Annotated in this window: 26 protein-coding genes and 1 tRNA gene; 13 read left to right on the forward strand and 14 right to left on the reverse strand. The window is 42.1% G+C overall.

The window, feature by feature from the left end:
• Positions 1-20: 20 nt before the first annotated feature.
• A complete protein-coding gene (gene tnpB / locus JS578_12550; protein QRX63665.1) occupies positions 21-383 on the reverse strand; it encodes an IS66 family insertion sequence element accessory protein TnpB in 363 nt (120 codons plus the stop codon).
• Positions 367-744, reverse strand: a complete 378-nt coding sequence (locus tag JS578_12555) for an IS66 family insertion sequence element accessory protein TnpB (protein ID QRX63666.1) — start codon at positions 742-744, stop codon at positions 367-369. Before JS578_12555 ends, tnpB begins: the two co-directional genes overlap by 17 nt.
• A gap of 300 nt (positions 745-1044) precedes the next feature.
• Between JS578_12555 and istA the strand changes: the two genes are divergently transcribed.
• On the forward strand, positions 1045-2613 hold the full coding sequence (gene istA / locus JS578_12560; protein QRX63667.1) for an IS21 family transposase: 1569 nt from the start codon (positions 1045-1047) through the stop codon (positions 2611-2613).
• A complete protein-coding gene (gene istB, locus JS578_12565; protein QRX63668.1) occupies positions 2582-3373 on the forward strand; it encodes an IS21-like element helper ATPase IstB in 792 nt (263 codons plus the stop codon). The genes istA and istB overlap by 32 nt, the downstream gene beginning before the upstream one ends.
• Positions 3374-3642: 269 nt before the next feature.
• Here istB and JS578_12570 read toward each other — a convergent pair whose 3' ends face one another.
• The 4 genes from JS578_12570 to JS578_12585 all read right to left on the reverse strand — a co-directional run bounded on the left by JS578_12570 (position 3643) and on the right by JS578_12585 (position 5603).
• A complete protein-coding gene (locus JS578_12570) occupies positions 3643-4446 on the reverse strand; it encodes an IS3 family transposase (protein QRX63669.1) in 804 nt (267 codons plus the stop codon).
• Between the two features lie 20 nt (positions 4447-4466).
• Entirely contained in the window at positions 4467-4733 is a 267-nt protein-coding gene (locus tag JS578_12575) for a transposase (GenBank protein QRX63670.1), read from the reverse strand.
• Between the two features lie 52 nt (positions 4734-4785).
• A complete protein-coding gene (locus tag JS578_12580) occupies positions 4786-5172 on the reverse strand; it encodes an IS3 family transposase (GenBank protein QRX63671.1) in 387 nt (128 codons plus the stop codon).
• 131 nt (positions 5173-5303) lie between these two features.
• The gene (locus JS578_12585; GenBank protein QRX63672.1) at positions 5304-5603 is read right to left on the reverse strand and encodes a transposase; all 300 of its coding nucleotides are present in this window, start codon (positions 5601-5603) and stop codon (positions 5304-5306) included.
• Between the two features lie 267 nt (positions 5604-5870).
• On the opposite strand from JS578_12585, the gene JS578_12590 reads away from it, so the two are divergent.
• The 3 genes from JS578_12590 (at position 5871) to JS578_12600 (ending at position 8725) form a co-directional block, all read left to right on the forward strand.
• Positions 5871-7034 carry an IS4 family transposase gene (locus JS578_12590; GenBank protein QRX63673.1) on the forward strand — a complete coding sequence of 388 codons (1164 nt, stop codon included), beginning with the start codon at positions 5871-5873 and terminating at the stop codon, positions 7032-7034.
• Positions 7035-7134: 100 nt separating this feature from the next.
• Positions 7135-8211 carry a hypothetical protein gene (locus JS578_12595; protein ID QRX63674.1) on the forward strand — a complete coding sequence of 359 codons (1077 nt, stop codon included), beginning with the start codon at positions 7135-7137 and terminating at the stop codon, positions 8209-8211.
• 1 nt (position 8212) lies between these two features.
• Positions 8213-8725: a hypothetical protein gene (locus JS578_12600; GenBank protein ID QRX63675.1), complete on the forward strand. Its 513-nt coding sequence runs from the start codon at positions 8213-8215 to the stop codon at positions 8723-8725.
• A gap of 81 nt (positions 8726-8806) precedes the next feature.
• Here the strand turns inward: JS578_12600 and JS578_12605 are convergent, their stop codons facing one another.
• Positions 8807-9160 carry a hypothetical protein gene (locus JS578_12605; protein QRX63676.1) on the reverse strand — a complete coding sequence of 118 codons (354 nt, stop codon included), beginning with the start codon at positions 9158-9160 and terminating at the stop codon, positions 8807-8809.
• Between the two features lie 154 nt (positions 9161-9314).
• On the opposite strand from JS578_12605, the gene JS578_12610 reads away from it, so the two are divergent.
• Positions 9315-10478: an IS4 family transposase gene (locus JS578_12610; protein ID QRX63677.1), complete on the forward strand. Its 1164-nt coding sequence runs from the start codon at positions 9315-9317 to the stop codon at positions 10476-10478.
• Here JS578_12610 and JS578_12615 read toward each other — a convergent pair.
• Positions 10475-11242: a PD-(D/E)XK nuclease family protein gene (locus tag JS578_12615; protein QRX63678.1), complete on the reverse strand. Its 768-nt coding sequence runs from the start codon at positions 11240-11242 to the stop codon at positions 10475-10477. The two genes, JS578_12610 and JS578_12615, sit on opposite strands and share 4 nt — an antisense overlap.
• Before the next feature lie 735 nt (positions 11243-11977).
• Here JS578_12615 and ltrA point away from each other — a divergent pair.
• Entirely contained in the window at positions 11978-13273 is a 1296-nt protein-coding gene (gene ltrA / locus JS578_12620; GenBank protein ID QRX65017.1) for a group II intron reverse transcriptase/maturase, read from the forward strand.
• Here the strand turns inward: ltrA and JS578_12625 are convergent.
• The 5 genes from JS578_12625 to JS578_12645 all read right to left on the reverse strand — a co-directional run bounded on the left by JS578_12625 (position 13231) and on the right by JS578_12645 (position 20065).
• Positions 13231-14169 (reverse strand): hypothetical protein, encoded by a 939-nt coding sequence (locus JS578_12625; GenBank protein QRX63679.1) that lies wholly within the window; start codon positions 14167-14169, stop codon positions 13231-13233. The two genes, ltrA and JS578_12625, sit on opposite strands and share 43 nt — an antisense overlap.
• Before the next feature lie 255 nt (positions 14170-14424).
• A complete protein-coding gene (locus tag JS578_12630) occupies positions 14425-14958 on the reverse strand; it encodes a hypothetical protein (protein QRX63680.1) in 534 nt (177 codons plus the stop codon).
• A gap of 227 nt (positions 14959-15185) precedes the next feature.
• Positions 15186-17207 carry a cadmium-translocating P-type ATPase gene (cadA, locus tag JS578_12635; protein QRX63681.1) on the reverse strand — a complete coding sequence of 674 codons (2022 nt, stop codon included), beginning with the start codon at positions 17205-17207 and terminating at the stop codon, positions 15186-15188.
• Between the two features lie 183 nt (positions 17208-17390).
• Entirely contained in the window at positions 17391-18626 is a 1236-nt protein-coding gene (locus JS578_12640) for a hypothetical protein (GenBank protein QRX63682.1), read from the reverse strand.
• 182 nt (positions 18627-18808) lie between these two features.
• Positions 18809-20065 (reverse strand): site-specific integrase, encoded by a 1257-nt coding sequence (locus JS578_12645; protein QRX63683.1) that lies wholly within the window; start codon positions 20063-20065, stop codon positions 18809-18811.
• 144 nt (positions 20066-20209) lie between these two features.
• On the opposite strand from JS578_12645, the gene JS578_12650 reads away from it, so the two are divergent.
• Together JS578_12650 and JS578_12655 are read left to right on the forward strand one after the other, a co-directional pair.
• The gene (locus tag JS578_12650) at positions 20210-20782 is read left to right on the forward strand and encodes a cupin domain-containing protein (GenBank protein QRX63684.1); all 573 of its coding nucleotides are present in this window, start codon (positions 20210-20212) and stop codon (positions 20780-20782) included.
• A 31-nt stretch (positions 20783-20813) separates the two neighbouring features.
• Positions 20814-22463, forward strand: coding sequence for an AMP-binding protein (locus JS578_12655; protein ID QRX65018.1), 1650 nt, complete (start codon positions 20814-20816; stop codon positions 22461-22463).
• Positions 22464-22508: 45 nt separating this feature from the next.
• Here JS578_12655 and JS578_12660 read toward each other — a convergent pair.
• A tRNA-Ala gene (locus JS578_12660) sits at positions 22509-22582 on the reverse strand.
• 80 nt (positions 22583-22662) lie between these two features.
• Here JS578_12660 and JS578_12665 point away from each other — a divergent pair.
• From JS578_12665 to JS578_12680, 4 genes are all read left to right on the forward strand, one after another.
• Positions 22663-22971 carry a DUF4286 family protein gene (locus JS578_12665; GenBank protein QRX63685.1) on the forward strand — a complete coding sequence of 103 codons (309 nt, stop codon included), beginning with the start codon at positions 22663-22665 and terminating at the stop codon, positions 22969-22971.
• 3 nt (positions 22972-22974) lie between these two features.
• A complete protein-coding gene (ruvC, locus tag JS578_12670; protein ID QRX63686.1) occupies positions 22975-23535 on the forward strand; it encodes a crossover junction endodeoxyribonuclease RuvC in 561 nt (186 codons plus the stop codon).
• Between the two features lie 104 nt (positions 23536-23639).
• Complete coding sequence (locus JS578_12675) at positions 23640-24611, forward strand: hypothetical protein (protein QRX63687.1); 972 nt, start codon at positions 23640-23642, stop codon at positions 24609-24611.
• A gap of 193 nt (positions 24612-24804) precedes the next feature.
• Positions 24805-25671 (forward strand): DUF4886 domain-containing protein, encoded by an 867-nt coding sequence (locus JS578_12680; protein QRX63688.1) that lies wholly within the window; start codon positions 24805-24807, stop codon positions 25669-25671.
• Positions 25672-25689 lie beyond the last annotated feature (18 nt).

The following is a 25689-nucleotide window of genomic DNA, read 5'->3' on the forward strand; positions in this document are numbered from 1 at the left end:
CTACTCTTTTTCCGATTTTTTTATTGCCCGTTTCTCATTGCCATTAGCCTCTTCAACCTGGTGGCCGGATCATCCCGTATGCCCTCAACCATCAACACGAGATCTCTCCACTGCATGGGATAAGAGCGGCTATTTTCATCGTATGAGGGTATGCGGAAGGTACCTTCCTCGAGCCTTTTCATGTACAGGACCAACCCTCCATCTTCTGCATGCAAAAGCTTCATGGTTGTACGGTTTCGATTGATGAAGATGAAGACATCACCCATACGGACATCATATCCCATCTGGTTTTGTACAACACCACAGAGTGAGTTCATCCCTTTTCGCATGTCTGTCTTCCCAGGACACAAGAAGTAGCGCATGTTATCATTCAGGCAGAACATGGCGTGAGCAGATTTGATTCAGTAAATTGATAGCGATCTCTGTCTGGGCACTGCCAGTGAAACTGACCTGGATACCTCCCGGAAGTTTGATCCTGATCTCTCCCTGGCTGCTGCGGGGAGATGTGCCTGATACGGTGGCGGGGGCTTTTACAGGTAGGTTGATACTGATCGGTGCCAGCGTGCTCGCGGGTGCCTCCGGTGTATTGTTGTTATAGGATCGGGAGAGTCCAAACTTGGATTTCCAGTAGTGGAAGCTGGAGACTGTATAGGACTCGTTCGCACAAAAATCTTTGATGCTTAACCCGCTTTTCTGTTGGCGTTCCAATATCGCCAGGAATTCTTCTTTGCTTACAGGCTTCATAAAAAATAGGTTTGCCGGCAAAGATCGGGAAAAACCATTTACGCTAAAATGGGTATTTTATCGGGGGCTTACAATGTTATGATGTCGGACAGATTTTTGATAAGCCACTCCCAATACTAGACGATACAGCTGTTACCGGAAATTAGAAATACAGTAAAAATGGAAATCTCAGTACAGTGAAAACGGTAACAAGACTACAGCGATAATGGCAACAGCAGTGCAGTAAAAACGGTAACAATAGTGCAGTGTTTTTGAGAAATAATTTTCACCTTTAAGTCATAATTTTAAAGCAAAGGTATTATGACAGAGAAGGAATATAAATCACTCAATCGTTACATTATGTACGACACTATTCACCGGCTTCGTCATGAGGAGCATCAATCGATTCAATGGATTGCCGATTATCTCGGGATCAATTTTAGAACAGTAAAGAAGTACCTGGAGATGGATATCAAGGAGTTTGAAAGTTACTCAAACAGCTTGAACGAGCGTGACTGCATTCTAGAGCCTTACAGGAGCTTCATTGTAGAACGCCTGGGTCAGTTCCAGGATACACCGGCTGCGCAGATGCATGACTGGTTAAAGGAGTATCATCCTTCTTTTCCTCGTGTAACACCTAAAACTGTTTACAACTTTGTCATGAAGATCCGACAGGAGCACAATCTGCCCAAGTTAAAAGTCAATGAACGCGAGTATGGATCTCTCCCCGAAACGCCACCGGGTAAATATGCCCAGGTTGACTTCGGTGAATACAAGCTGCGAAAAGGCGACGGTTCAAGGGTCAAAATTTACTTCTTTGCCATGGTCCTGGGATATAGCCGCTACAAGTTTATTTGCTTCCAGGATAAACCTTTCACCAGCGAGAACGCTGTCTACGCTCATGAGCTTGCTTTTCGTTTCTTTCATGGGATACCCAGGTTTATTATTTATGACCAGGATTCAGTCTTTCTTTATGATGAGAACATCGGGGATTACATTATGACAGAGGTATTCAACAGCTATGTGAAAAGCCGTCCGTTCAAGCCCGTTTTTTGCCGTAAAGCAGACCCCGAGAGCAAGGGGAAGATAGAGAACGTGATCAAGTATGTCAAACAGAACTTTTTACTGAACAGGTCATACAGCAATTTGGATAACCTTAGCAAGGAAGCCGAATACTGGTTGACCAGGACAGGCAATGCCATGGTTCATAATACTACCTGCAAGGTGCCCCAGCAGGTATGGAGCTCTGAATGTAAAGATTTACAACCATACATACCCGTGACTTCCTCCGCACTTGAGTTAGGGCATAAAGTTCAAAACACAAACAGCCTACGTTACAAAGGGAACACCTACTCGCTTCCTTCCGGCACGTACCGTGGTGAAGAGACCAGGGTTCTTGTCGATGAAGAAAATGGCACACTCGTGATCAAAACCATGGATGGAGAGCTCCTGGCAAAGCACCTTATACCGGCCGGGCGCGGAGAGAAAGTCATTAACAATAATCATCAGCGTGATAAATCAACCAGCATTCAGAATCTCTGTGATAAGGTGAAGGTTCAGTTCACGGATCAATCAGGGGCTGAAATCTTCCTGTCCAAAATAAAAGAACGTTATCCCCGATATATAAGGGACCAGATAACTGTCATGTTGAACTGCCTGGCAAAATATGCGCCGGAAGACACTGACAAAGCACTTGATACGTGCCTTGAGAAAGCCCTCTACAGTGCGAATGACTTCAAGTCAATACTCTCCTCCAGTGCGGTGATCAGGGAGAATAATAATGAGATGGAGATCAAATCCCTTGGCACTCCTGAAACACAATTGATGGTAAATATCAGGCCAAACAAATCCACCATCGATGTGTATCAAAACCTCTTTAAAAGCAACTGATATGACGCCGGATAAATTAACAACCATACGCGGGTATGCAAAACGACTCAGGCTCTCCGGACTAACTGTCAATGCCCAGGATATCCTGCTAAGAGCACAGAAAGAGTCTCCCAGTTATGATGATTTTTTAAGTCTTGTGCTGGAGTTGGAAGTTCAAGGCCGTGAAGAGAAGCAGAGACTTTTACGTTTAAAAGCTGCCAAACTTCCACTAGCACATAATCTTAACATGTATGACCACTCCATCTCAAATGGATTGAGCGCAACTCAACTAAACCAACTTCGGGAACTGCATTGGGTCGAAGAAAGCTTCAACCTTATGCTTGCGGGGCCTTGTGGTGTTGGCAAAACATTTATCGCTTCAGGCCTTTGTGCCGATGCCATTGACAAGGGGTATAAAGCATACTTCAGAAGTATGGATGAACTACTGACCACACTTAAGTTGAAAAATATAGTTGCCAGTGCAAAAAGGGAATACAAGAACCTGGCTGCCGCGGACGTGATTGTCATAGATGACCTGATGAATATATCTGTGAATCGCGAGGAAGGGAATCTTCTCTTTGCCTTTATGAACAGCATATACGAATCCACTTCGTTTATTATCACCACCAATAAATCACCTGCAGAATGGGCTCGTTCGCTTGATGACGAAGTGCTGGCGACGGCTCTTTTAGACAGATTGCTCTATAAATGTGAACTTTTGCAACTCAAAGGAAAGAGTTACAGAATGACTAACAGAAAAACTATTTTTGATGAAAACTAAAAAAATGAATGAAAAATGGAAACAAAAAAATGGGAATGTGAATGAATAAATTACCTTTGCAAAAGATGCACAGTTGTTACTGAAATTACTGCATCATTGTTACCAAAAGTGCTGCATTGTTGTTACCGAAAACACTGCACTTTAATTTACCGAAATTACTGCATTCTCAGTTTCCGTTAACAACAGCGGACAAGACTGCCCGACAGGGCACTCGTCTTGGCCTTGACCGCTGTAGCGGCTAGTGTTACCTTTGCTTGTCAAAATATCTGTCATACTGCTTCCTTTCGTTTTATCAGTTCTTCCCTATACTCAAAGGGTGTCATGTTGCCCAACGCCTCATGGGGTCGTTCTTCGTTGTAGTCATTCCGCCAGGCTTCTGTCAGTTCCCTGACTTCAGACAAGTTTCGGAAAATATATCTGTCAAGTACAGCCCTTCTGTAGCTTCCGTTGAAGCGTTCAATGTAGCCGTTCTGGGTGGGTTTACCAGGCTGAGTATACATAATGTTTATCTCATTGCCTTTACACCAATCTTTGAACACCTGGGCGATAAACTCAGGACCATTGTCGCAGCGTATGTTCTTTGGTTTGCCATTAAGCCATATGACCTTTTCCAGAACTTTGATGACACGCTTTGCCGGCATGGACATCGATATCTCCTGTGTCACGGCAATCTTGCAGGCATCATCTATGATATTAAGAACACGGAATTGTCTTCCGCACTCAATCCTGTCACTGACAAAGTCAATGGACCAGGTAACATTGGGCTCTTTAGGCATAACCAGAGGATTCTTCACCCTTGCAGGCAGACGTTTCTTCAAACGGCTTCGCTTCTCATAGTGCATTGCCTTGTAAACCCTGTAAACCTTCTTGTGGTTCCATGTCTTACCCTCACGTCTCAGCCTTGAATAAATCTTCCAGAAGCCATCACCGAAGTTGGCGGCAGCACGGATTGCGTCTTCAACTTCAGTGTCATCTTTCTTGTCAGTATAATAGAAGTAGGAGCGATGGATGTCCATCAGCTTGCACGCCCGAGAGATGCTTACACCATATTCTTCCACTATATCTCCTGCCAATTCCTTCTTTACCTCGGGCTCTAGAGTTTTTTTTCGATGACCTCCTTCAGTATCTTGTTGTCAAGTGCAAGGTCAGCATACATCTGTTTCAACGTGCGGTTCTCATCTTCAAGCTCTTTGAGACGTTTAACCTGACTGATCTCCATTCCACTATACTTGGACCTCCAATTATAAAGGGTAGCCCTGGATATATTGTAGTCACGCGCTACAACTGCGGCATCCACCCCACTTTCAAGTTGATGGACTGCCTTTACCTTCTCTGACTCACTGTGTACTTTTTTTTTCATTTTATTTCCTATGCCAAACAAAGTTAATAATTTTGTCCAACTCGGAACTGTCCTACAAATAGGGAAGGCTACACATATGATCGCTTATGGACCATCCGATCAGTTTGCGGTCAAAAAGATCCAGCACACAGGTCAGATAAAGAAATCCATCCTTACACGGAATATACGTCAGGTCAGAGACACACGCTTTCACAGGCTCATTCTGATTAAATTCGCGATTCAACAGATTTGGAGCAACCTTATAGTTGTGAGAGGCATCCGTCGTCACTTTGAATCGTCTCGAGAGTTTGCTGCGCAAGCCCATTTTCCTCATGTGGCATGCTACAGTGGTTCTCGAGACAGGAGTTCCGGATACCTGCAAATCCTTTGCCAGCCGGGGGCTTCCATTGCGTCCCCTGGCTGCAAAATATGCATCCCTGATCTTTTCGTCCAGCTCCATATATTTGCGCTTACGTTGGCCCTCCGGATCTTTAAGCCAGCGGTAATAACTGCTCCTGGGGACTTTCAGTACTGTGCACATCACCTCGACCGTCCATTGTTTCGAGTTATATTCCTTTATAAAGAGATAGATCAACGATCTCTCTTGGAGATGATGCTCAAAGCTTTTTTTAATATGTCCCGCTCCGTTTCAGCCTCGCCAAGGCGTTTTTCCAGTTCAGCAATCCTTTTGGTATCTTCACTTAATGACTGGACACCGTGTCCGGGGAAACTGGCTTCTCCTTTCTGCTGGTATTCTTTCCGCCAACGATATAAAAGAAAGGGGGCAATACCCAATTCCTGTGCAAGCTCGGAAATATTCTTGCGTTCTAAACTGAGTTTGACCGCATTCTCTTTGAATGCCTTGTCAAAATGGGTTCTTTGTTTTCTCATATTACACAAAAATAAGCGTTTATGCTTAACTCTGTGTCCCGGCTAAGTTAGTAATTCCAATCACATTATTCTATACCAATATTATTGATTGAAGTTTATGACATACTTGCAGATCATCTTTGAAATCTTTTATTATAAAATACAGCATTGCTGTCCTATTAAAATCTGAAATAGTTCTTTGAAATATTTGAAATTTAGTTAGATACAGAGGTTTTTCGAGCGCGACGATTTCAATTGATACCTTTGCCGCCTATAACAAAGGCTGCAATGAATAAAGAGAAATATGTGTTTGCTCAGTTAATCTCATTCCTGAATGAAGATAAGTTTCGACGTATAGTCAACAAGTACCAAGGGAATCGCTACATAAAGCATTTCACTTGCTGGAACCAGTTGCTATCTTTGATGTTCGGCCAACTTTCCAATCGTGAAAGTCTGCGAGACTTGATTGTCGCTCTTGATGCTCACCATTCCAAATGTTATCATCTGGGAATGGGTAGGAATGTTTCAAGATCATCCTTGGCGAGAACCAATCAAAACAGGGACTATCACATCTTTGAGGAGTATGCCTACTACTTGGTAAACGAAGCAAGGAAGAAGCGTGTCACCGATATCTTCAAACTCGGTGGAAACGTTTACGCCTTTGATTCAACAACCATTGATTTATGCCTATCTGTATTCTGGTGGGCGAAGTTTCGCAAGAAGAAAGGTGGTATCAAAGTACATACATTGTATGATGTGGAAACGCAGATTCCTGCATTCTTTCATATCACCGAAGCTTCCGTGCATGATTCAAAGGCGATGAATGAAATTCCCTATGAGTCTGGCTCCTACTATATCTTTGACCGTGCTTACAACAACTTCAAGATGTTGTATCGGATTCATCAGATAGGTGCCTGCTTCGTTGTCAGAGCCAAGAAGAATCTTCAATACAAGCCTGTCAAGTGGAAGCGAAGATTGCCTAAGAATGTACTCTCAGATATGTCTATCCAATTGACGGGCTTTTATCCGAAGCAATACTATCCTGAGCCGCTTCGTTTGGTCAGATATTGGGATGAAGAACAAAAACGTGAGTTTGTTTTCTTAACCAATGCAACGCACATTTCTGCCCTTCAAGTTGCCGACCTCTACAAGAACCGCTGGCAAGTAGAACTGTTCTTCAAATGGCTGAAGCAGCACCTCAAAATCAAAAAGTTCTGGGGTATTACCGAAAATGCCGTTCGGATACAAATCTACGCAGCTATATGCACCTACTGCCTGGTGGCAATTATTCAGCACGACATGCAACTGGATAGAAGTACATACGAAGTTCTTCAAATATTGAGTATCTCGCTGACCGATAAAACGCCTCTTCGAGACCTCTTTGACAAAACTAAATTTCAAAATGACAAAGAACGATTTAGACCAGATGGGCCAAGTTTATTTGATTTTTAATAACGTCCCAATTTTAATGGGACACTAGTGGAAAAATTTATCTATTTATTTGTTTGTAGTATTTCTAGGGATTTTATCCGCCTGCAACTCTCTAGAAAATGTGGATGTTGAAACGGTAGATACAACTGAGCAAATTACAAGATCAGCATCAGACTTTGAACCTGCTGTGTGTTATGGATTAGAAGAGTACAATAATCTCTTAAAATCCTTTGAACCATCTCCTATACCCTCTGGAGCGCCATTAATCTATCCTACTTACTATGGGGGAGCTTATGTAAAAGATACGAAGCTTGTAATATTAATTGCTGGAAATCCAGAGTTATATAGGGAAGAATTTGTCAAAAGATGTGGTTCTGAAAATATTTTATTGGAAAAATGTGGATATTCTTATGTATCTTTATTGGCTCAAACTGATAAAATACACGAATATGTGATGAATGGAAATATTGATGGCATCGTGGGGTTTGGCATCAAAGAGGATAAAAACATGATTGAAATACGATTAAAAGATTTGAATGAAAAAACAGTAAAAGAACTCCAAACTAAAACAAGATCATCAAACATGTTTTTCTTTACTCAAGGAGAAGAAATAAAGACAGAACAGACCAGTGTAAATTCTGGTATAGAAATCCGCAATCCAATGGGATATACTTCAACTTTAGGTTATAGAGTGATGTATAATGGAAAGAAATGTCAAACACTGGCTGGACATAGCTTTAATGTGGGAGATTATTTTTACTTGCCTTCAAGTTTATATGGTATATGTGTAGACAAAGAGTTCTATGGGAGTGTTGATGCTGCAATTGTAGAGGTTTATTCAACTTATGAACCAACAAATAATATTTCTTATACAGGAATGACTGTCTCACCATCTGTCCAAGCAGTTCCAGTCGGGGGATATGTAAATTTATATGGAAAGACATCAGGGAACTTATACGGGACAGTTACAAATACTAATTTTGCAGGATATGTGGAGAATCAATTTATGAATGACATAGTTGAAGTAAATTATACCTCAAACTCAAGCCCTGGCGATAGTGGTGGGCTCGTATATTCGTCTAATGGCTTCACGAATTATACGACAGGTACCCATATTGGCAGATTACCAAATACTAACTACTCTTATTACACAAAATTCCAAAATATTCAAAATGTGTTTGGTGCTACACGCTATTAATATGAAAGGATTATTTTTTCTTTGTGTTGTTCTTTTTATTAGTTGCACATTTAAACCAAGTGGGACAGAAGGTACGGATTCTTTATCGAAAAATAGAACTGAATCTGTAAAAAATGATTCAGTAAAGGATAATATGTTGGAAACTTACATTAATTCTTTAGATATTCGTATGGAGTTAGAAGATTCTATATTCAGTATGTATCCGGATACCCTACACATGAATATAATAAATAATTCTGATTATAAACTTCTTACAGGGAGTAGGTATTCCATGAAATACTTCGAATCTGGAATTTGGAAAAGTATTTCACAATTAGAGAACACGATTTGGGCGGATGTAGAAATACCTGTGGACCCCCAAAGCAGTAGAGGTTCTGATGCTATTCTGTTCATTAGGAATTTAAAACCGGGGAGATATCGGATAGAGAAAGAGTTTAGTATTGTGATTCCAACAATCAAAAGAAGTCCAAATAACATCCGTATTACTCTTTCAGATGAATTTATATTAAATTGAAAACAGTTTATAAATTAGAACATGGAAGGGTCTGTACCAGAAAATTTCTAGTACAGCCCTTTTTCTTATCTGGAATTTAAATCATGGGGCGACTGAAGGATCGGGAACCAAGGAATATTCTTCCGTGATTTCATCCAACAGGCTAACGGGAAGATGCAAATATACTGCAAAGTCAGGATGGTAGACTAACCCGAAGCCGAACATCACCCCGTCTTTTTCATCCTCACAATCAATCATAAAGACGCAGTAATTATGTGGATGTCCAGCATTCAAATTAAGGATTACTTCCGCATCCGATAATTCCGGCGGAGGTGCTCCTTCCGGGGTTAATTCATAATAGTCAAAATCTTTCCAACCTTTTTTGATGTAGGTGGCATATAGTTCCTGAAGTTGCCTGGTCGATAAATGGCTTATGTCGTAAAAACGTTCAAGCATGATCCTTATTTTATTGAAACAAAGTTATAAATCATTGCTGTCCTATTAAAATCTGAAATAGTTCTTTGAAATATTTGAAATTTAGTTAGATACAGAGGTTTTTCGAGCGCGACGATTTCAATTGATACCTTTGCCGCCTATAACAAAGGCTGCAATGAATAAAGAGAAATATGTGTTTGCTCAGTTAATCTCATTCCTGAATGAAGATAAGTTTCGACGTATAGTCAACAAGTACCAAGGGAATCGCTACATAAAGCATTTCACTTGCTGGAACCAGTTGCTATCTTTGATGTTCGGCCAACTTTCCAATCGTGAAAGTCTGCGAGACTTGATTGTCGCTCTTGATGCTCACCATTCCAAATGTTATCATCTGGGAATGGGTAGGAATGTTTCAAGATCATCCTTGGCGAGAACCAATCAAAACAGGGACTATCACATCTTTGAGGAGTATGCCTACTACTTGGTAAACGAAGCAAGGAAGAAGCGTGTCACCGATATCTTCAAACTCGGTGGAAACGTTTACGCCTTTGATTCAACAACCATTGATTTATGCCTATCTGTATTCTGGTGGGCGAAGTTTCGCAAGAAGAAAGGTGGTATCAAAGTACATACATTGTATGATGTGGAAACGCAGATTCCTGCATTCTTTCATATCACCGAAGCTTCCGTGCATGATTCAAAGGCGATGAATGAAATTCCCTATGAGTCTGGCTCCTACTATATCTTTGACCGTGCTTACAACAACTTCAAGATGTTGTATCGGATTCATCAGATAGGTGCCTGCTTCGTTGTCAGAGCCAAGAAGAATCTTCAATACAAGCCTGTCAAGTGGAAGCGAAGATTGCCTAAGAATGTACTCTCAGATATGTCTATCCAATTGACGGGCTTTTATCCGAAGCAATACTATCCTGAGCCGCTTCGTTTGGTCAGATATTGGGATGAAGAACAAAAACGTGAGTTTGTTTTCTTAACCAATGCAACGCACATTTCTGCCCTTCAAGTTGCCGACCTCTACAAGAACCGCTGGCAAGTAGAACTGTTCTTCAAATGGCTGAAGCAGCACCTCAAAATCAAAAAGTTCTGGGGTATTACCGAAAATGCCGTTCGGATACAAATCTACGCAGCTATATGCACCTACTGCCTGGTGGCAATTATTCAGCACGACATGCAACTGGATAGAAGTACATACGAAGTTCTTCAAATATTGAGTATCTCGCTGACCGATAAAACGCCTCTTCGAGACCTCTTTGACAAAACTAAATTTCAAAATGACAAAGAACGATTTGGACCAGATGGGCCAAGTTTATTTGATTTTTAATAACGTCCCAATTTTAATGGGACACTAGTGTTTTCAAGTATTGGTTTATTCATTTTATTTCCTCCTAAATATTCTATAAGTTTACCATATTGTCTTAATACAAATAAAGCGTCAACGTTTTGAGAAGCCCTCTCACAAGGAATAATCCAACCATTAAACAAATCAGTATTTGATTCTTTATATGCTGAAATACTCACTACCTTTTTTAAAATTGTTTCAATTTCTTCTTGTTTCCAATCATCAATATTAGGTTTCTTTTCATCGCTGAGAAGCAAGTATGCTACTGCAACAACATCATAATGTGAATCTGTTAAGAATTTATGATAGCGAGGTATCTGTCGAGGCATATCAAAAAATCCATTGATTTTATTCTCTACAATTATTGCCTTTTTAGTAGTATCGTCCCTAATTAAAATATCAATCTTTCCTTTTTCTCTGAATATTGTTGAATTTTCAAAATCTCTTATATTAATCTTTGAACCTCTTTTGTTAAGATATTCAAGAAAGAGTTTTAAAAATTTAAAACCTTCATTATGATTTTCATGTTGGTCTAAAATCGATTTTAAAATATCACTATGAAAATTCTCCTTGTAGTAAGTGTCAGATATTAAAAGAAATAAGTAAAATCCAGGATTAATCTCTTTCGCTTTAAAATCATGGTATTGAATGGCTAAACCGTTATTGTCAGCTAAAAAACTATTTAAATCCAAAACAATATTTTGAACAAACTGATTATAAAAATCTAAATATTCTATTTCGTTCATTGTCTGTGTATTGTGTTTTCTTAGCCTTGCACCCAACGGTGGCGGTATGAAAAGTTGCCGATTGCGGACGATTACCTGTCGAGTTACACAAAAATTGAAGCGGGCTACAACCCTTGAATAACCTACTATACCGGCAATTTTTTATACCGCGTGTGTGCGCCCTGCATGAGCAGAGCGCACCTGCTGCAAGCAACAGTAAAATTTCAAAATTACAAATAATTTTGGTTAAACAATGCTCTAAGCAGGTGTATTTTTCCAGGGGGTGCAAGTCCCTTATGCACGGGGTCGTGCCCGAAGCATTAGCAAGTCGCAAGCTGGTTGTTGGTGACGACAGCAGTGAAGGAAGCGAGACTGCAAAATCCGGTACTGACGAACAGAAACGGTATATGAGGCATAATTGTCTTGGGTAAGCAACCACATCATTGTAACGCCCAAAAGGTAGTTTGTGGACAGATATGTAGATACCGCAGGGATTGGAGGAAGGAAAAAGCTCTTACCGGGGGAGATCTCTAAGCAGTAAAATGTAATGAGAAGTCAGCCGAGGTCATAGTAATTACGGAAAACGAGCCGGCAAGTGATAGAAATCCAGAGAGTCGGAGGTCTCACGAACGTAATGAAGGACTGAACGTTAAGAAGTTTTTAATGCGACATGGATTTTCAGCAATGAAATAGCCTGTAGCAAGCGAAACAGGGCAAGAGAAGATGATTAAAAGAGCAAACAAAAACGAAATGGAATTGATTGAGCAAGTGATTAACCGTCACAACATGATGCGTGCATTGCAACAGGTCAGGCAGAACAAAGGTTCGGCAGGAGTTGATCGAATGCCTGTAAGTGAACTATACGACCACCTGACAAAGAACAGGGAAAGTATAGAGCAATCATTGTTAAACGGCACTTACCTGCCACAACCCATTTTGGGGGTAGAGATACCCAAGGGAAATGGGAAGAGACGTCTTTTAGGTGTGCCCACCGTGGTTGACCGGATGCTTCAACAAGCCGTAGGGCAAGTTTTAGCCAACCGGTTCGAAATGGAATTTGAGGATTACAGTTATGGATTTCGCCCGAATAAGAATGCCCTGCAAGCGGTACTCAAAGCATTGGAGTATATAAACAATGGTTATCAGGATATAGTAGACATTGACCTGAAGAGCTTCTTTGACGAAGTAGACCACTGCATTTTGCTGCAATTGTTGTATCGCAAGGTAAAATGCCCGCTTACGCTGCGTCTTATCCGCAAATGGCTGCGAGCGCCGATTTTAATCAACGGGAAGTTAGTCAAACGCCGAAAAGGAGTACCACAGGGCAGTCCGCTGAGCCCGATTCTCTCCAATATCATGTTAGATGAATTGGATAAAGAATTAGACAGACGTGGATTAAAGTCTGTCCGCTATGCTGACGACTTTAGCATTTATTGCAAAAGCCAATGGCAAGCCCGCAAAACAGGCAACGAGATCTTTCTCTTTCTAAAGAGTAAACTACACCTGCCTATTAATCGGGAGAAAAGTGGAATCCGTCGCCCCGTAAACTTTTCGCTATTAGGATATGGTTTTGTGCCCACTTACAAAAAGGGGGAAAAAGGCAAATACCAGCTGGTGGTAAGCGGCAAAGGATGGAAAAACCTGAAACTAAAACTCAAAGCCATCACCCGAAAAACCACACCCGCCAGTTTCGATGAGCGTATCCACAAACTGAAAGAAGTACAGCGAGGCTGGCTTCAATACTACCGCATGGCAAGTATCCAGGAAAAACTCAAAGATGTGGATGGGTGGGTGCGTAACCGGTTACGTTGCTGTATCTGGAAACAATGGAAGAAATCCGAACGAAGACGGAAAAACCTGATACGTTTGGGCGTTGACCTTGAACACGCATACAGCCACAGCCGTAGCCGAATGGGTACATGGGCGGTCGCCTGTAGCCCTATTTTGAAAACCACCATCACGGTGGAACGTCTGCAACAACGCGGTTACGAACCTATGTTTACTTATTATCAGAAAATTGCTCCATTTCTTAACGAACCGCTGTATACGTGAACCGTACGTACAGTGGTGTGAGAGGCTCTCCCCGTCAGCCAAGGCTGGCGGGGCAGTCTACTCGATTGTGTGTAGGTTTTTTTTATTTCTTCAATTGTTATTATGTTTTTTTGATTCGGTTGTCCATTTTCAATCGTTGAAAAACCCTTAGAAAGAAAAAATCTAATTAATTTTCTCTCTTGTAAATCCGAATTTACTTTCATCATTGTTGCTAATTCTTGTTTGTTTTCCTTTATAATCCTTTCACAATAATCTGTAGCACTATAACTTTTAACCAATTCTTTATCCATTTCCACAACAACGAAATGAATGGATTGAATTATAGCAGCAACTTCTTTCAAGGTCGGTGAATAATTGTTTTTAAAGTTATCGAGCATTAAATTTGAATCTAATCCTCGAAATCTTTCTTGTATATCTTTTTTCTCCGTGTTTCTTAAGAATGTAGCATATTCATGGTCTAATTCATTCTCAGCATGAAAATGAACTAAATTATTCCTCCATTGAATCCCCAAATGAATCAATGAAATAGGGAAATCAGTCTGAAAGTTTAAACTTTTAATTGCTGCATTGAATTTTTTATAAACAGAACGTGCCTCTATTTCTTTTAGAAAGGTAGAGTCAGAAATGCAAAATGGTTTTTTTCCAAGAAATCCAATATACGCATCAAGTGAGTCAACAGCCCATGATAAAGCTGAATTTCTTGCAAATCTGCGGCTTCTCTTTGCTGAATCCTCAATAGATTTCGGTTGCCAAGTTACATTAAATGATTCTCCTTTTGTTACAATACCAGAACGAACACCCTCTAAACCAATCAAAATAGTAATCAAATAATGATTTGTCTGTCCAATCAAATCTTTGAAGTGGTTTAAAGCTGGAGTATGTCTTAATTCAAGCATATCTTTTAATTTGTGAGCTTATTGGATTCGAACCAACATTTCCTGCTTTATTTTAAATGTCTTTGAAGGCAGGTGACTTATCCAATTAGTCGAGAGCTCTTGTCTTTTTAAACTTACACACAACGTTCACCGGTATGCGCTGTTGCCGATTCATGGGCGCTCGCTTGTCGTGTTACCTAAAAGTTGGCCAAGTGAACTAACTTTAGCAACCCCTCCGCGCGGCAATTGCGTATGACCGGTTGTTAGGCACAGTTTTTACTCTACTATTTCTCTTGAATTTTTTCTATTTGTCTTTATTATCCACTTTGAAATACTCTTTGAATTTGTAATCAAAATATAACCGAACAAGTAATGAATAAAGTACCCAATATCTTGCATTAAAAAATCATATGGATTTCTCATGTTACCAAATAAATAACTAATAAATCTATAAATTGTAGAAATGAATCCAGGAAAGCGAAAAATCAAAATTATAACGCCAATCAATATTAAAGCCAAATCAAGAGTTTTCTCATAATTAATATTACTCCCAATCTGAAAGTCAGAATCATCCTTGGATAATATGCTTGTAACAAACTTTGATTTAAAGATTAGTAAATAACCTATGGTAAATGTAATTATTCCTCCACCAAGGAATAAAATAAGAGCTAAAGAATCAATTGAAGAATTGTCATACTTGGTAAATAGTGATTTCAAATAATGCAAATCTTTTAAATACAATAACCCAACTATTATTACATGAATTCCGAGTATTTTTATTGCTAGGTCAATTATTTCACTTTTTTTCATATCGGTAGTTTATTTTATTATTAGAGAAACTTCTATTGACGGTAAACTAAAATTGTGCCTAACGTTTTGGCGCTTGGCGCAGTGGCGGGTTTCGGAGCACAAAACTGTCAATACACCACAAAAGTTGATGCGAGGTACAATGTTCAATTAACCACGTCACCCGCCATTGAGCCAAACGCCTGTTAGCGGTTCGTGCTTCTTTTCTGCGTCTATGTAACTTGATTTTCTCATGTCAGTCGTCTTTTTAATAGCTGTGCATTTATTGCTACTACAATAGTGCTTAAACTCATCAAAACAGCACCAATTGCAGGACTTAACATAAATCCCCACTTGTATAATACACCTGCTGCTAAAGGGATTGCAAGTATATTATAACCCGCAGCCCACCAGAGGTTTTGTATCATTTTATTATACGTAGCCTTACCAAATAATATCAGGTTGGCAATGTCTTTTGGGTCGGAGTTTACAAGTATAATGTCTGCTGTTTCTGCTGCCACATCTGTTCCTGAACCAACAGCAATTCCCACATCTGCTTGTGCCAGTGCAGGTGCATCATTCACTCCATCGCCTGTCATGGCAACATATTCCCCTTTGGTTTGTAATTCTTTTACTTTCTCTAATTTATCGTGAGGTAATACGTTGGCTATGTAGCCGTCCATTTTCAATTCATCACACACTTTCTTGGCTGCTTTTTCATTGTCCCCAGTAAGAAGCAAATTTTTAATGCTTGCTTCTTTTAATATTTGAATGGCTTCAAAAGAGCTTTCCCTAATTTGGTCAGAGAAGGTAAAATATCCTGCTACTTCTTTGTCAATCAGAATATAAACAACTGTTCCTGTAAAATCATTGGTTGTATCGGTCACGCTAATGTTTTGTTCTTTCAGGTAATTTGGTCCGACTACTTTTATTTCTTTTCCTTCCACATTTCCTTCTAATCCTTTTCCAGGCAAGTAATTGAAATTTTCTGCTTTTGGAATTTTGATTTTCAATTCCTTTACTTTTCGCAAAAAACCCGCAGCGATATAATGTTCAGAATGTTGTTCAACACCTGATGCCAAACGGAGTAATTCGTTTTTATCAAATCCATTACCCAATACCTTCACTTCCTGCAATTCATGAGAACCTTTTGTAAGTGTTCCTGTCTTGTCGAAAATAATGGTTGTTATCAATCGAGCATTTTCAAAAGCAGTTCTGTTGCGAATGAGCAAACCTTTTTGTGCAGAAATGGATGTTGAAATGGCAACCACCAAAGGCACTGCCAAACCTAAGGCATGCGGGCAGGAAATAACCATTACCGTAACCATCCTTTCCAATGCAAATACAAAAGGAAACCCTAACAGCAACCAAACAACAAACGTAATGACACCACCGCCCAGGGCAACGAAAGTCAAAACCTTTGCGGCACGGTCGGCAAAGTTTTGTGTCTTGGATTTTATTTTTTGTGCATCTTCAACGAGTTTCACTACTTTGTTTAGGTAACTGTCTTTTCCAATGCTTACCACTCTAATGGTTAAAGACCCATTACTATTTACTGCCCCACCTATTACTTTGCTGTCTTTTTCTTTCTTTACAGGTTTGCTCTCACCTGTGAGCATACTCTCGTCCACATAACTTTCCCCTTCTATTACTATACCGTCTACCGGAACTTTCTCGCCCGGCTTCACCAGTACCATATCGTCAATTTTCAATTGACTGACCGGCATATCGTGAATGTTCCCGTCCTTAATATGGTGTGCAGTGGAAGGCATCATTTTTACGAGCAATTCCAATGAGCGAGAAGCACCCATAACCGACTTCATCTCAAAGTAATGGCCAATGAGCATGATGTCTATCAGAGTCACCATTTCCCAATAAAAGTCCATACCCTGCAAACCAAAAGTGATAGCAACACTGTAAGCCCAGGCAACTGTAATTGCAACGCCAATCAGTGTCATCATACCAATGGCCTTATCTTTTACTTCGTCATACAGCCCTTTTAGAAAAGGGTAACCGCCATATAAGAATATGAAAGTGGAAAGAAGGGCTAACACATATTTGTCGCCTTCAAAAGTGACTTCAAATCCTAACCACTGCTGTATCATGTGCGACAAGGCAAGTACAGGAATGGATACAATCGAACAGATTACAAATCGCTTCCAAAAATCGGCAATATTATGTCCTGCGTGTTTATCGTGTCCAGAGCCACTGTGTTCGGAATGGTGGTTATGTGTGTGGGTGCTTTCGGTATGATTATGCTCTGAGTGTTCCATATTTTTTGTTTGTTAATCTATTGTTTTGGGTGTTGTTTTAGCATGACCGCTAACGGGTGGCAATAAGAAACGTAGGGCATTTCGAGGCTCCTAACTATCAAACTACCAAGTCGGTGATTAAATGTTATGTCGTTCAAATTTAGTGCTTTCTGCCCTATGTTTTTTATTGCGTGTTACCACACGTTATTCTTTAATCAGGTTTAAATAATTGTCTTCATATTCAGGATATAGTCCTATTTTAAAATTACTTTCATATAAGTCAATTAGATTATCAATCTTATCTATTTGTTTGTTTTCCTTATAATTTATCGCCAGTTGAATCATTGAATTTGCATAAGAGTATAAAACTATACCTGATATTCTCGGTTGATTTGATTCCAAAATTGACTTGTAATCCTTGAAATTATTCTTTTCAACAAGGTTTATTAGAGAACTAATATCTAATTCATATTCAGTACCTGAAGTTTTAAATGGTAATAATTTATAAACAAGTCCTTTATAAGAACTATAACTATCTAAACCACCAAGATATCTGTTGTCCATTCCCAAAGTCCAATAAATTGGTCGCTCCCAATTGTTTGATTCTACAATTTCGAGGAGAAAAGCTCTTTCACAACTTAAATAGTCTCTCACTCCTTTTAAATCAGGAGAAACAGTCCATGACATATAATTTGTGTCAAGTTTATATTCTGTAATTAAGTCATCTGGGATAGGAATTTCAATTGTAGTTTCTTTCCATTTATATGGACGCATATTAAAAATCTCGTCGTCTGAAATACCAAGCTTAACAGGTTTTATTAATTCACTATTTTTAATTTCCTTAACAAAAAAAGGTCTATTCAGTATAACAAGCGGAATCACTGATATATCTGTCCTATAATTTTCACAGAATTGCAAATACCAACAAATGTTTAATTGAAAATCTCCATGTGTAAATAATATCCCATTATTTTCAACTTGACTTAGTAATAACTTGCCGTATTCAATACTCCATTTAGGAAATCCACCAATTTCAAAAGCCTTTTTGTAATATTGTCTAAGATTTTCATAATCTTTTTGTTGAAGAGAATACATTGCATTTGCGCCACATTCGGCTGTATAAAAGTATTTTGCGTCACCATAATTTGGGTCAAGTTCAAGTGCCTTTTTGAAATAATAAAGTACAGTATCGGAATAATTTAAATCATATCCTTTAAGTGGCCTACTGTCATAGGCGTTGTAATGAATGTAATAGCCTAAATAGTAATATATTTCTTTGTCATTTGGATTTGTTTCAAGAGCTTTTTGCATATAGCCAATTGCCAAAGGATAATTTTCATTATCAAACGCATCAAGTCCGAGTTGTTTATAATTCTCGGTTTGTCCATATAGCTTTGAAAAGATTGATACAATTAAAATGATAATGCCAATTTTTCTCATGTTGCTTTCTTTTTTAATGTGTGGTAACGTTTGTGTATACGCAATTGAATTGCGTATACATTTCATATATGCTTCCTGTTTGTTTTTGTAATATTCATATTATAAGTACTTTATGAAAATTGTCTGTTTTTTATGCAATTGCGCATACAGTACTTCAAAATTACTCTTCATAGTTTGTTTTCTTATATATCAAGATTATCCAACGGGTTCTTTATCTGATCAAATCCTTTTGTTGTCATATGGGTATAAATTTCAGTTGTTTTACTACTGGCGTGACCCAGTAGCTCCTGAATATATCGCAAATCGGTGCCAGACTCCAATAGATGCGTGGCAAACGAATGACGCAACGAATGTACAGTAATATTTTTACTGATACCAACTTTCTTCAGAGCATTTTTTAATATATTTTGAACACTTCGGGTTGAATACTGCCCTCCATTTGCCCCCTCAAACAACAATTCCTTTGGTTGGTATTCTTTGACATATAAACGTAATGTATCCAGAGTTTTATTCCCTAGCAATGAATATCTGTCTTTTTTACCTTTTCCTTGTTCTATACGTATCTGCATTCTTTTGCTGTCTATGTCTTTCAACTTAAGATTGGTTAGCTCACTGATGCGCAAACCGGCCGAATAAATTGTCATTATGATTGCTTTGTGTTTTAGGTTATTGATTGACTTCAAAATAGCTGTCACTTCCTCGGTGCTCAGCACTTCAGGCAATATCTTTTCTTTTCGTGGTCGATCGATCTGATAAACTTTGCGTGGCCCTCTCAATACTTTTTCATAATAAAACTTGATAGCATTGATGCTTTGGTTCTGATAGGATGTGGATACATTTCGCTCATTCACCAGGTATTGCAAAAAGTCAACAATCATCGATTCTGAAATTTTACGAATCTCTACCTCATCATAATAATTGATGAACTCGCCGAATAAATCGGTATATACCTTGATCGTATTTTTACTGTATCGAAGTTCTTTCAGTTTGTCAATGTAACTCTGTGGACATTTTCGATAGTCTTGGTTCTCTTTCTTTGATTTGCGGGGTTGTAACTTTTGTTTATTTTCTTCATGATATAAGAACTGAAGATCATGTTGACTGGCTATTCGTTTTATTTCAGCAAGGTACTTCTCAGAAAAGGGTACCTCCCAACATCTTCTGACAGGATTCCAGGAGCATAATGGGTTTTTCTTGAGTTTTCCTGTGATAGTCTGGTTATAGTTGAAGTACAGACGCAATGTTCTATGTGACACATTGATAACCAATATGTCTTTTTTTGTGTATTGAGGTGGCGCTTTGGTTCCTAAATCTTTCAACGGTATGGCATTACATTCTGCAAGTTTAGTTAATTTATTCTTATTTACATCTAAATAACACTGCTTTTTCTTTGTCTTGATGTTAAAAAATATGAATGAGCCTAATTTGTGAATATTCATGAGTCAGCGAGGGTTCAGATGAATAACTTTGTTGATAGATAAACGCCACCAGTAATATAGAATTATTATAAAGTAGCGCGAAAAAATAACATTTAGCGAGATTATTTGCCCTGTTGATTTGATTCTTTTATTTTTGCACCTCAAATGAAGGATATGGCAACCGTAACAGAAAAAATAAACAAATTGTGCGCCGACCGAAAGATGTCGGAAGAGGAGTTGGCAGAGGGTGCCGGACTGACTGTGGAACAGGTGAAGCGCATCTGCCGGAGCGATCTGATCCCTTCGCTTGCATCGCTGATCAAAATTGCAAGGGCGCTGGGGGTGCGTCTCGGTACCTTCCTGGACGACAGCGAAGAGGTGGGCCCGGTGGTGCACCGGCACTCCCCCGCAATGGAGGAGGCCACCTTCACGAGTCACCAGACCAGTCCCAACGCCCACATGGACTTCGTGTCGCTGGCAGGCCGGAAGGCGGGTCGCAACATGGAGCCTTTCCTGGTGCACATCCAGTCGGGCAGCGGTAAAGAGAGCTTTTCATCGCACGAGGGGGAAGAGTTCCTCTACGTGCTGGAGGGATCCATCACGGTTCGTTACGGGCGGGAGGAGTATATCCTGCAACAGGGCGACAGCATCTATTACGACTCCATCGTGGATCACCTGGTGACGGCCACCGGTGCCACCGAGGCAAAAATCCTGGGCGTGATTTATACTCCTGCTTAAAATCCCTTGCAACATGCACAAACAGACTGACATCACATTGTCGGAAAGGACCCTGGGTGACTGGCTGGAACACTGGGCCCGGGAAACACCCGACAAGGAATATATCGTCTATTCCGACCGCGACCTTCGCTTTACCTGGAAGAAATTCAACGAGCGTGTGGATCACATGGCCAGGGGACTGATCGCCATCGGCGTGACGCGTGGCAGCCACGTGGGTATCTGGGCCCAGAACGTGCCGGACTGGCTCACCTTCCTCTATGCCACCGCCAAGATCGGGGCCGTGGCGGTGACGGTCAATACGAGTTACCGCACGGAAGAGCTGCGCTACCTGATGAATAACTCCGACATGCATACTCTTTGCATGACCGACGGGGTGCCGGGGAGCAATTACACCGACATCATCTACGAGCTGTTGCCGGAACTGAAGACGACGCAGCGCGGCAAGCTGCGATCAGAACATTTCCCGGCATTGAAGAATGTGGTCTACATCGGACAGGAGAAGTACCGCGGCATGTACAACACGGCCGAGGTGCTGCTGCTGGGGAAGAGTGTGCCGGACGACGAGCTCAGGCGGTTGCGGGCGCTTACCCGCTGCGACGACGTGGTCAACATGCAATACACCTCCGGGACGACAGGTTTTCCCAAGGGGGTGATGCTTACCCACCACAACATCGTCAACAACGGTTACCTCACCGGTCTGCACATGCAGTTCACCCCCGAGGATAAATGCTGCATCTGCGTTCCCCTGTTTCACTGCTTCGGCGTGGTGCTGGCCACCATGTGCTGCCTCACCCACGGCAGCACACAGGTGATGGTGGAGCGGTTCGATCCGCTGGTGACACTGGCTTCCATCCACCGGGAGCGATGCACGGTGCTGCATGGTGTCCCTACCATGTTTATCTCGATGCTCCACCATCCCATGTTCTCGATGTTCGACATGCATTCACTTCGCACCGGCATCATGGCGGGAGCACTCTGTCCCGAGGAGCTGATGCGGCAGGTGAACGAGCAGATGTTCATGGATCTTACCAGCGTCTACGGGATGACCGAGACCTCGCCCGGCATGACGCAGAGTCGCGTGGATGATCCTTTCGAGGTTCGCCTGGCTACCGTGGGGAGTGATTACGAGTTCACAGAGGTGAAGGTGCTCGACCCGGAAACGGGACAAGAGTGTCCCGTGGGGGTCGCGGGAGAGATGTGCTGCCGCGGCTACAACGTGATGAAGGGTTACTACAAGAACCCGGAGGCGACGGCACAGGTGATCGATGCCAAAGGCTTCATGCACTCGGGGGACCTGGGGGTGAAGGATGCTCAGGGAAACTATCGCATCACCGGGCGCATCAAGGATATGATCATCAGGGGAGGGGAGAACATCTCACCGAAAGAGGTGGAGGAGTACCTCTACCGGATGCCGGGCGTGCGGGACGTGCAGGTGATAGCAGTGGCGTCGCCCCGCTATGGCGAGGATGTGGGTGCCTTCATCATTCAGAAGGAGGGTTTCCGCCTTACAACAGAGGATGTGCGCGACTATTGCAAGGGGCAGATCGCTAAGTACAAGATTCCCCGCTACGTCTTCTTCGTCGAAGCCTTCCCCATGACCGGCAGCGGCAAGATTCAGAAGTTCCGCCTGCGGGAGATGGCGCTGGAACTCTGCAAGCGGGATGGCATTGAGATTCTGTAAAAATGTTCACACAAAAAAAGCACCCGATGTAGGGTGCTTTTTTTGTGGAGAATATCGGAGTCGAACCGATGACCTTTTGACTGCCAGTCAAACGCTCTAGCCAGCTGAGCTAATCCCCCGTGATTTTCGTGGTGCAAAGATAGCTATTTTGTTTATATTTGCAACTGAATTGAGTCAGAAAAATAAAAAATTAGGATATATGATTGTATTCAACACTACCTTCCACGTGGAGGCCGCTCTTCAGGAAGAGTTCGTGGAGTACATGCTGTCGGTGTTCATACCCGGAGCCACACGCAGTGGACTGCTCTCCTCACCCCGCCTGGCGAGGGTATTTGGAGAGGAGGGGGAAGAGGGACACTCCTACGCCATGGAGTTCACCGCTGTCGACATCGCTGCACTGGAAAGATGGAACAGCGAAGAGAGTCAACAGGTTGTCACCCCCCTGCTGGAGAAATTTAAAGAGAAGGTGGTGGGGTTCTCTACCGTGATGCAGACAATATCCTACTGAACGATGCAGAAAGAAAGAATCATCATGGGGATCGACCCAGGCACGCAGGTGATGGGCTACGGCATCCTACGGGTGCTCGACAACAAGCCATCCATGATGGCCATGGGGGTGATGGAGTTGGGCAAGTATGGCGATCATTACCTGAAGCTGGCGAAGATCTACGCGCGCGTCATCGGCCTGATCGACGAGTTCCTTCCCGATGAGCTGGCCATTGAGGCTCCCTTCTTCGGGAAGAACGTGCAGAGCATGCTCAAGCTGGGACGCGCCCAGGGGGTGGCCATGGCGGCCGCAATCTCACGCGACATCCCCATCCATGAGTACGCCCCGCTCAAGATCAAGATGGCCATCACCGGTAACGGTCGCGCAGCCAAGGAACAGGTGGCCTACATGCTGCAGAAGATCCTGCACATCCCCGACGAACAGATGCTGCCGCAGCTCGATGCATCCGACGGGCTGGCCGCTGCACTGTGCCATTTCTACCAATCGGGTCTCACCACAGGCGACAAAAAATACAGGGACTGGAAGGATTATGCTGTCAAAAATCAGGAGAAAGTGAAAAAATAACTTTTTTTTGGGGATAGCGGGTGAATCTCTCTTCATTTTTTTTATCTTTGTTTCATTGAAAGTGATGAAAGAGGAGAAGAGTCACTCGAAAGACAAACGAACGTATGAAAGAACTGGTTTCGCATATTGAGTTTCTGCTGCATGATTACAATTGTGTGATCATCCCCGGCTTCGGTGGATTTGTGGTCAACAATTTACCTGCCCGTAGAGACGGCATCGCAACGTTCCACCCTCCCGTTAGCGAGTTGGTTTTCAACCGTTACCTCACCCACAACGACGGCCTCCTGGCGCAATCGTTCATGAAGCGTGAGTCAATCCCCTTCGAGGCGGCAATGCAGAAAATTGAACATGCCGTTCAGGAGATGTTAAGAGAGCTGAGAGAGAGGAAAAAGATTGAATTGGGTGCTCTTGGTCAGTTTGAGATGAACAGTGACAAACAGTTTGTCTACAAGCCGACAGCCTACGTTCAACCGCTGTACTTCGGCCTGAAAACTGCATCCCTGAAACCGCTGGTTCAGATGCAGCCCTCTACGGTAAAATCCCAGGAGGAACGGAAATCACCCCGTCTGCGGACTGTAGGCATCACTGCTGCTGCCGCTGCCATCCTGTTGCTGCTGATGTTCCTGCTGCCGGTGGGTGATCGCACCATCGTACACCAGTCCGCACAGATCATCTCCGAAATGGATCTTTTCGGTGGTCGTCCCCATCAGCTTAAAAGTGATGAAGCAACAACCGAAACGGGTGTGGCAGAAGAATTGACTGACGGGACAGAGGTGTCAGCACTACAAGAACCGGTTGATGAAGCTACTGTTGCCGAACCTGAGATCATGGTGGCCAATGAGCAGATGCCGCGCTACTATATCATCGTGGGTGTATACGAAGTGAAAGAGGTGGCAGAGAAGATGATGGAGAACCTGATGGATGGAGGCTTCTCAGAGAGAGGATGGATGAAACGTCCCGGACGTATTGACGTGTATGCTGCTTCCTTTTCCAATAGGGAGGAGGCAGAGGATACACTGAGGAAGATACACTTGGAATACCCTGCTTACAGGGAAGCTTGGATCTTAAAACGATAGATGATTATGTCATTCAAAAGCAATGTGATTGCAGGTTTTCTGCTCTATTGGGTGTGCCAGATGTACAAGGCACGAAGAAAGTTGGTTCCCCCGGTTGACAGGTATCGCTTTCCTGATTTTCAGTGAAATATTAAATTAAAACCCCGGCTTCAGTGAGAGGCTGGGGCTTTTTCAAAAGAAAACAACCCGTAAAATGAAAAGAACTACACTGTTAATAGCTACACTCTTTCTCGCAGTCGGTCTGCTCTACCCGAGGGAGATTCGTCTTCTTACCATTGGAAACAGTTTCTCCGATGATGCAGTGGAACACTACCTTCACGGTCTCGTGGCGGCTGAAGGCGATACCATCGTGATCGGAAACATGTATATTGGCGGCTGCTCACTCGAAACACACAGCAACAATGCTTTAAATGATGCTCCTGCATACTCCTATCGAAAAATAGTTGATGGCGTTAAAAGTGTTGAAGCCAACTATAAACTTTCAGATGCACTTGCCGACGAGGAGTGGGATTATATCTCTTTTCAACAGGTCAGCTCTTTGTCTGGACGATTCGAAACCTTCTTTCCCTATCTCTCTTTCTTGATGGACTACGCGAGGGAACATGCCGGAAGAGAGGATCTCACATTTATCCTCCATGCCACATGGGCCTATGCAGGCGACTCTAAACATCCGGGATTCGCCAATTATGACAATGATCAGCTCACAATGTATAACGCCATGGTGGATGCCACCAGCCGTGTGGCAAAAACTGCCTACATTGACATCATTGTTCCTGCCGGTACAGCCATTCAAAACGGACGCACCAGTAGTTTGGGAGACACCTTTTGCCGGGATGGCTACCACCTGGAACTGAACTATGGCAGGTATACCGCTTCCTGTGCCTGGTATGAGGTGCTCTTCGGTAAATCGGTGGTGGGCAACAGCTACCTCCCCGAAACAATCACTCCCGGTCAGGCGCTGATTGCGCAGTTGTCAGCTCACTTCGCGGTACGCAAACCGTTCGAGGTTTCTTCCGTGATAGTGTGTGATACTCCCCAACGGGTGGCTGATGCCTCCTGATCAACAAATCACTTTTAC

This window comes from Dysgonomonadaceae bacterium zrk40, assembly GCA_016916535.1.
Lineage (GTDB): Bacteria > Bacteroidota > Bacteroidia > Bacteroidales > Dysgonomonadaceae > Proteiniphilum.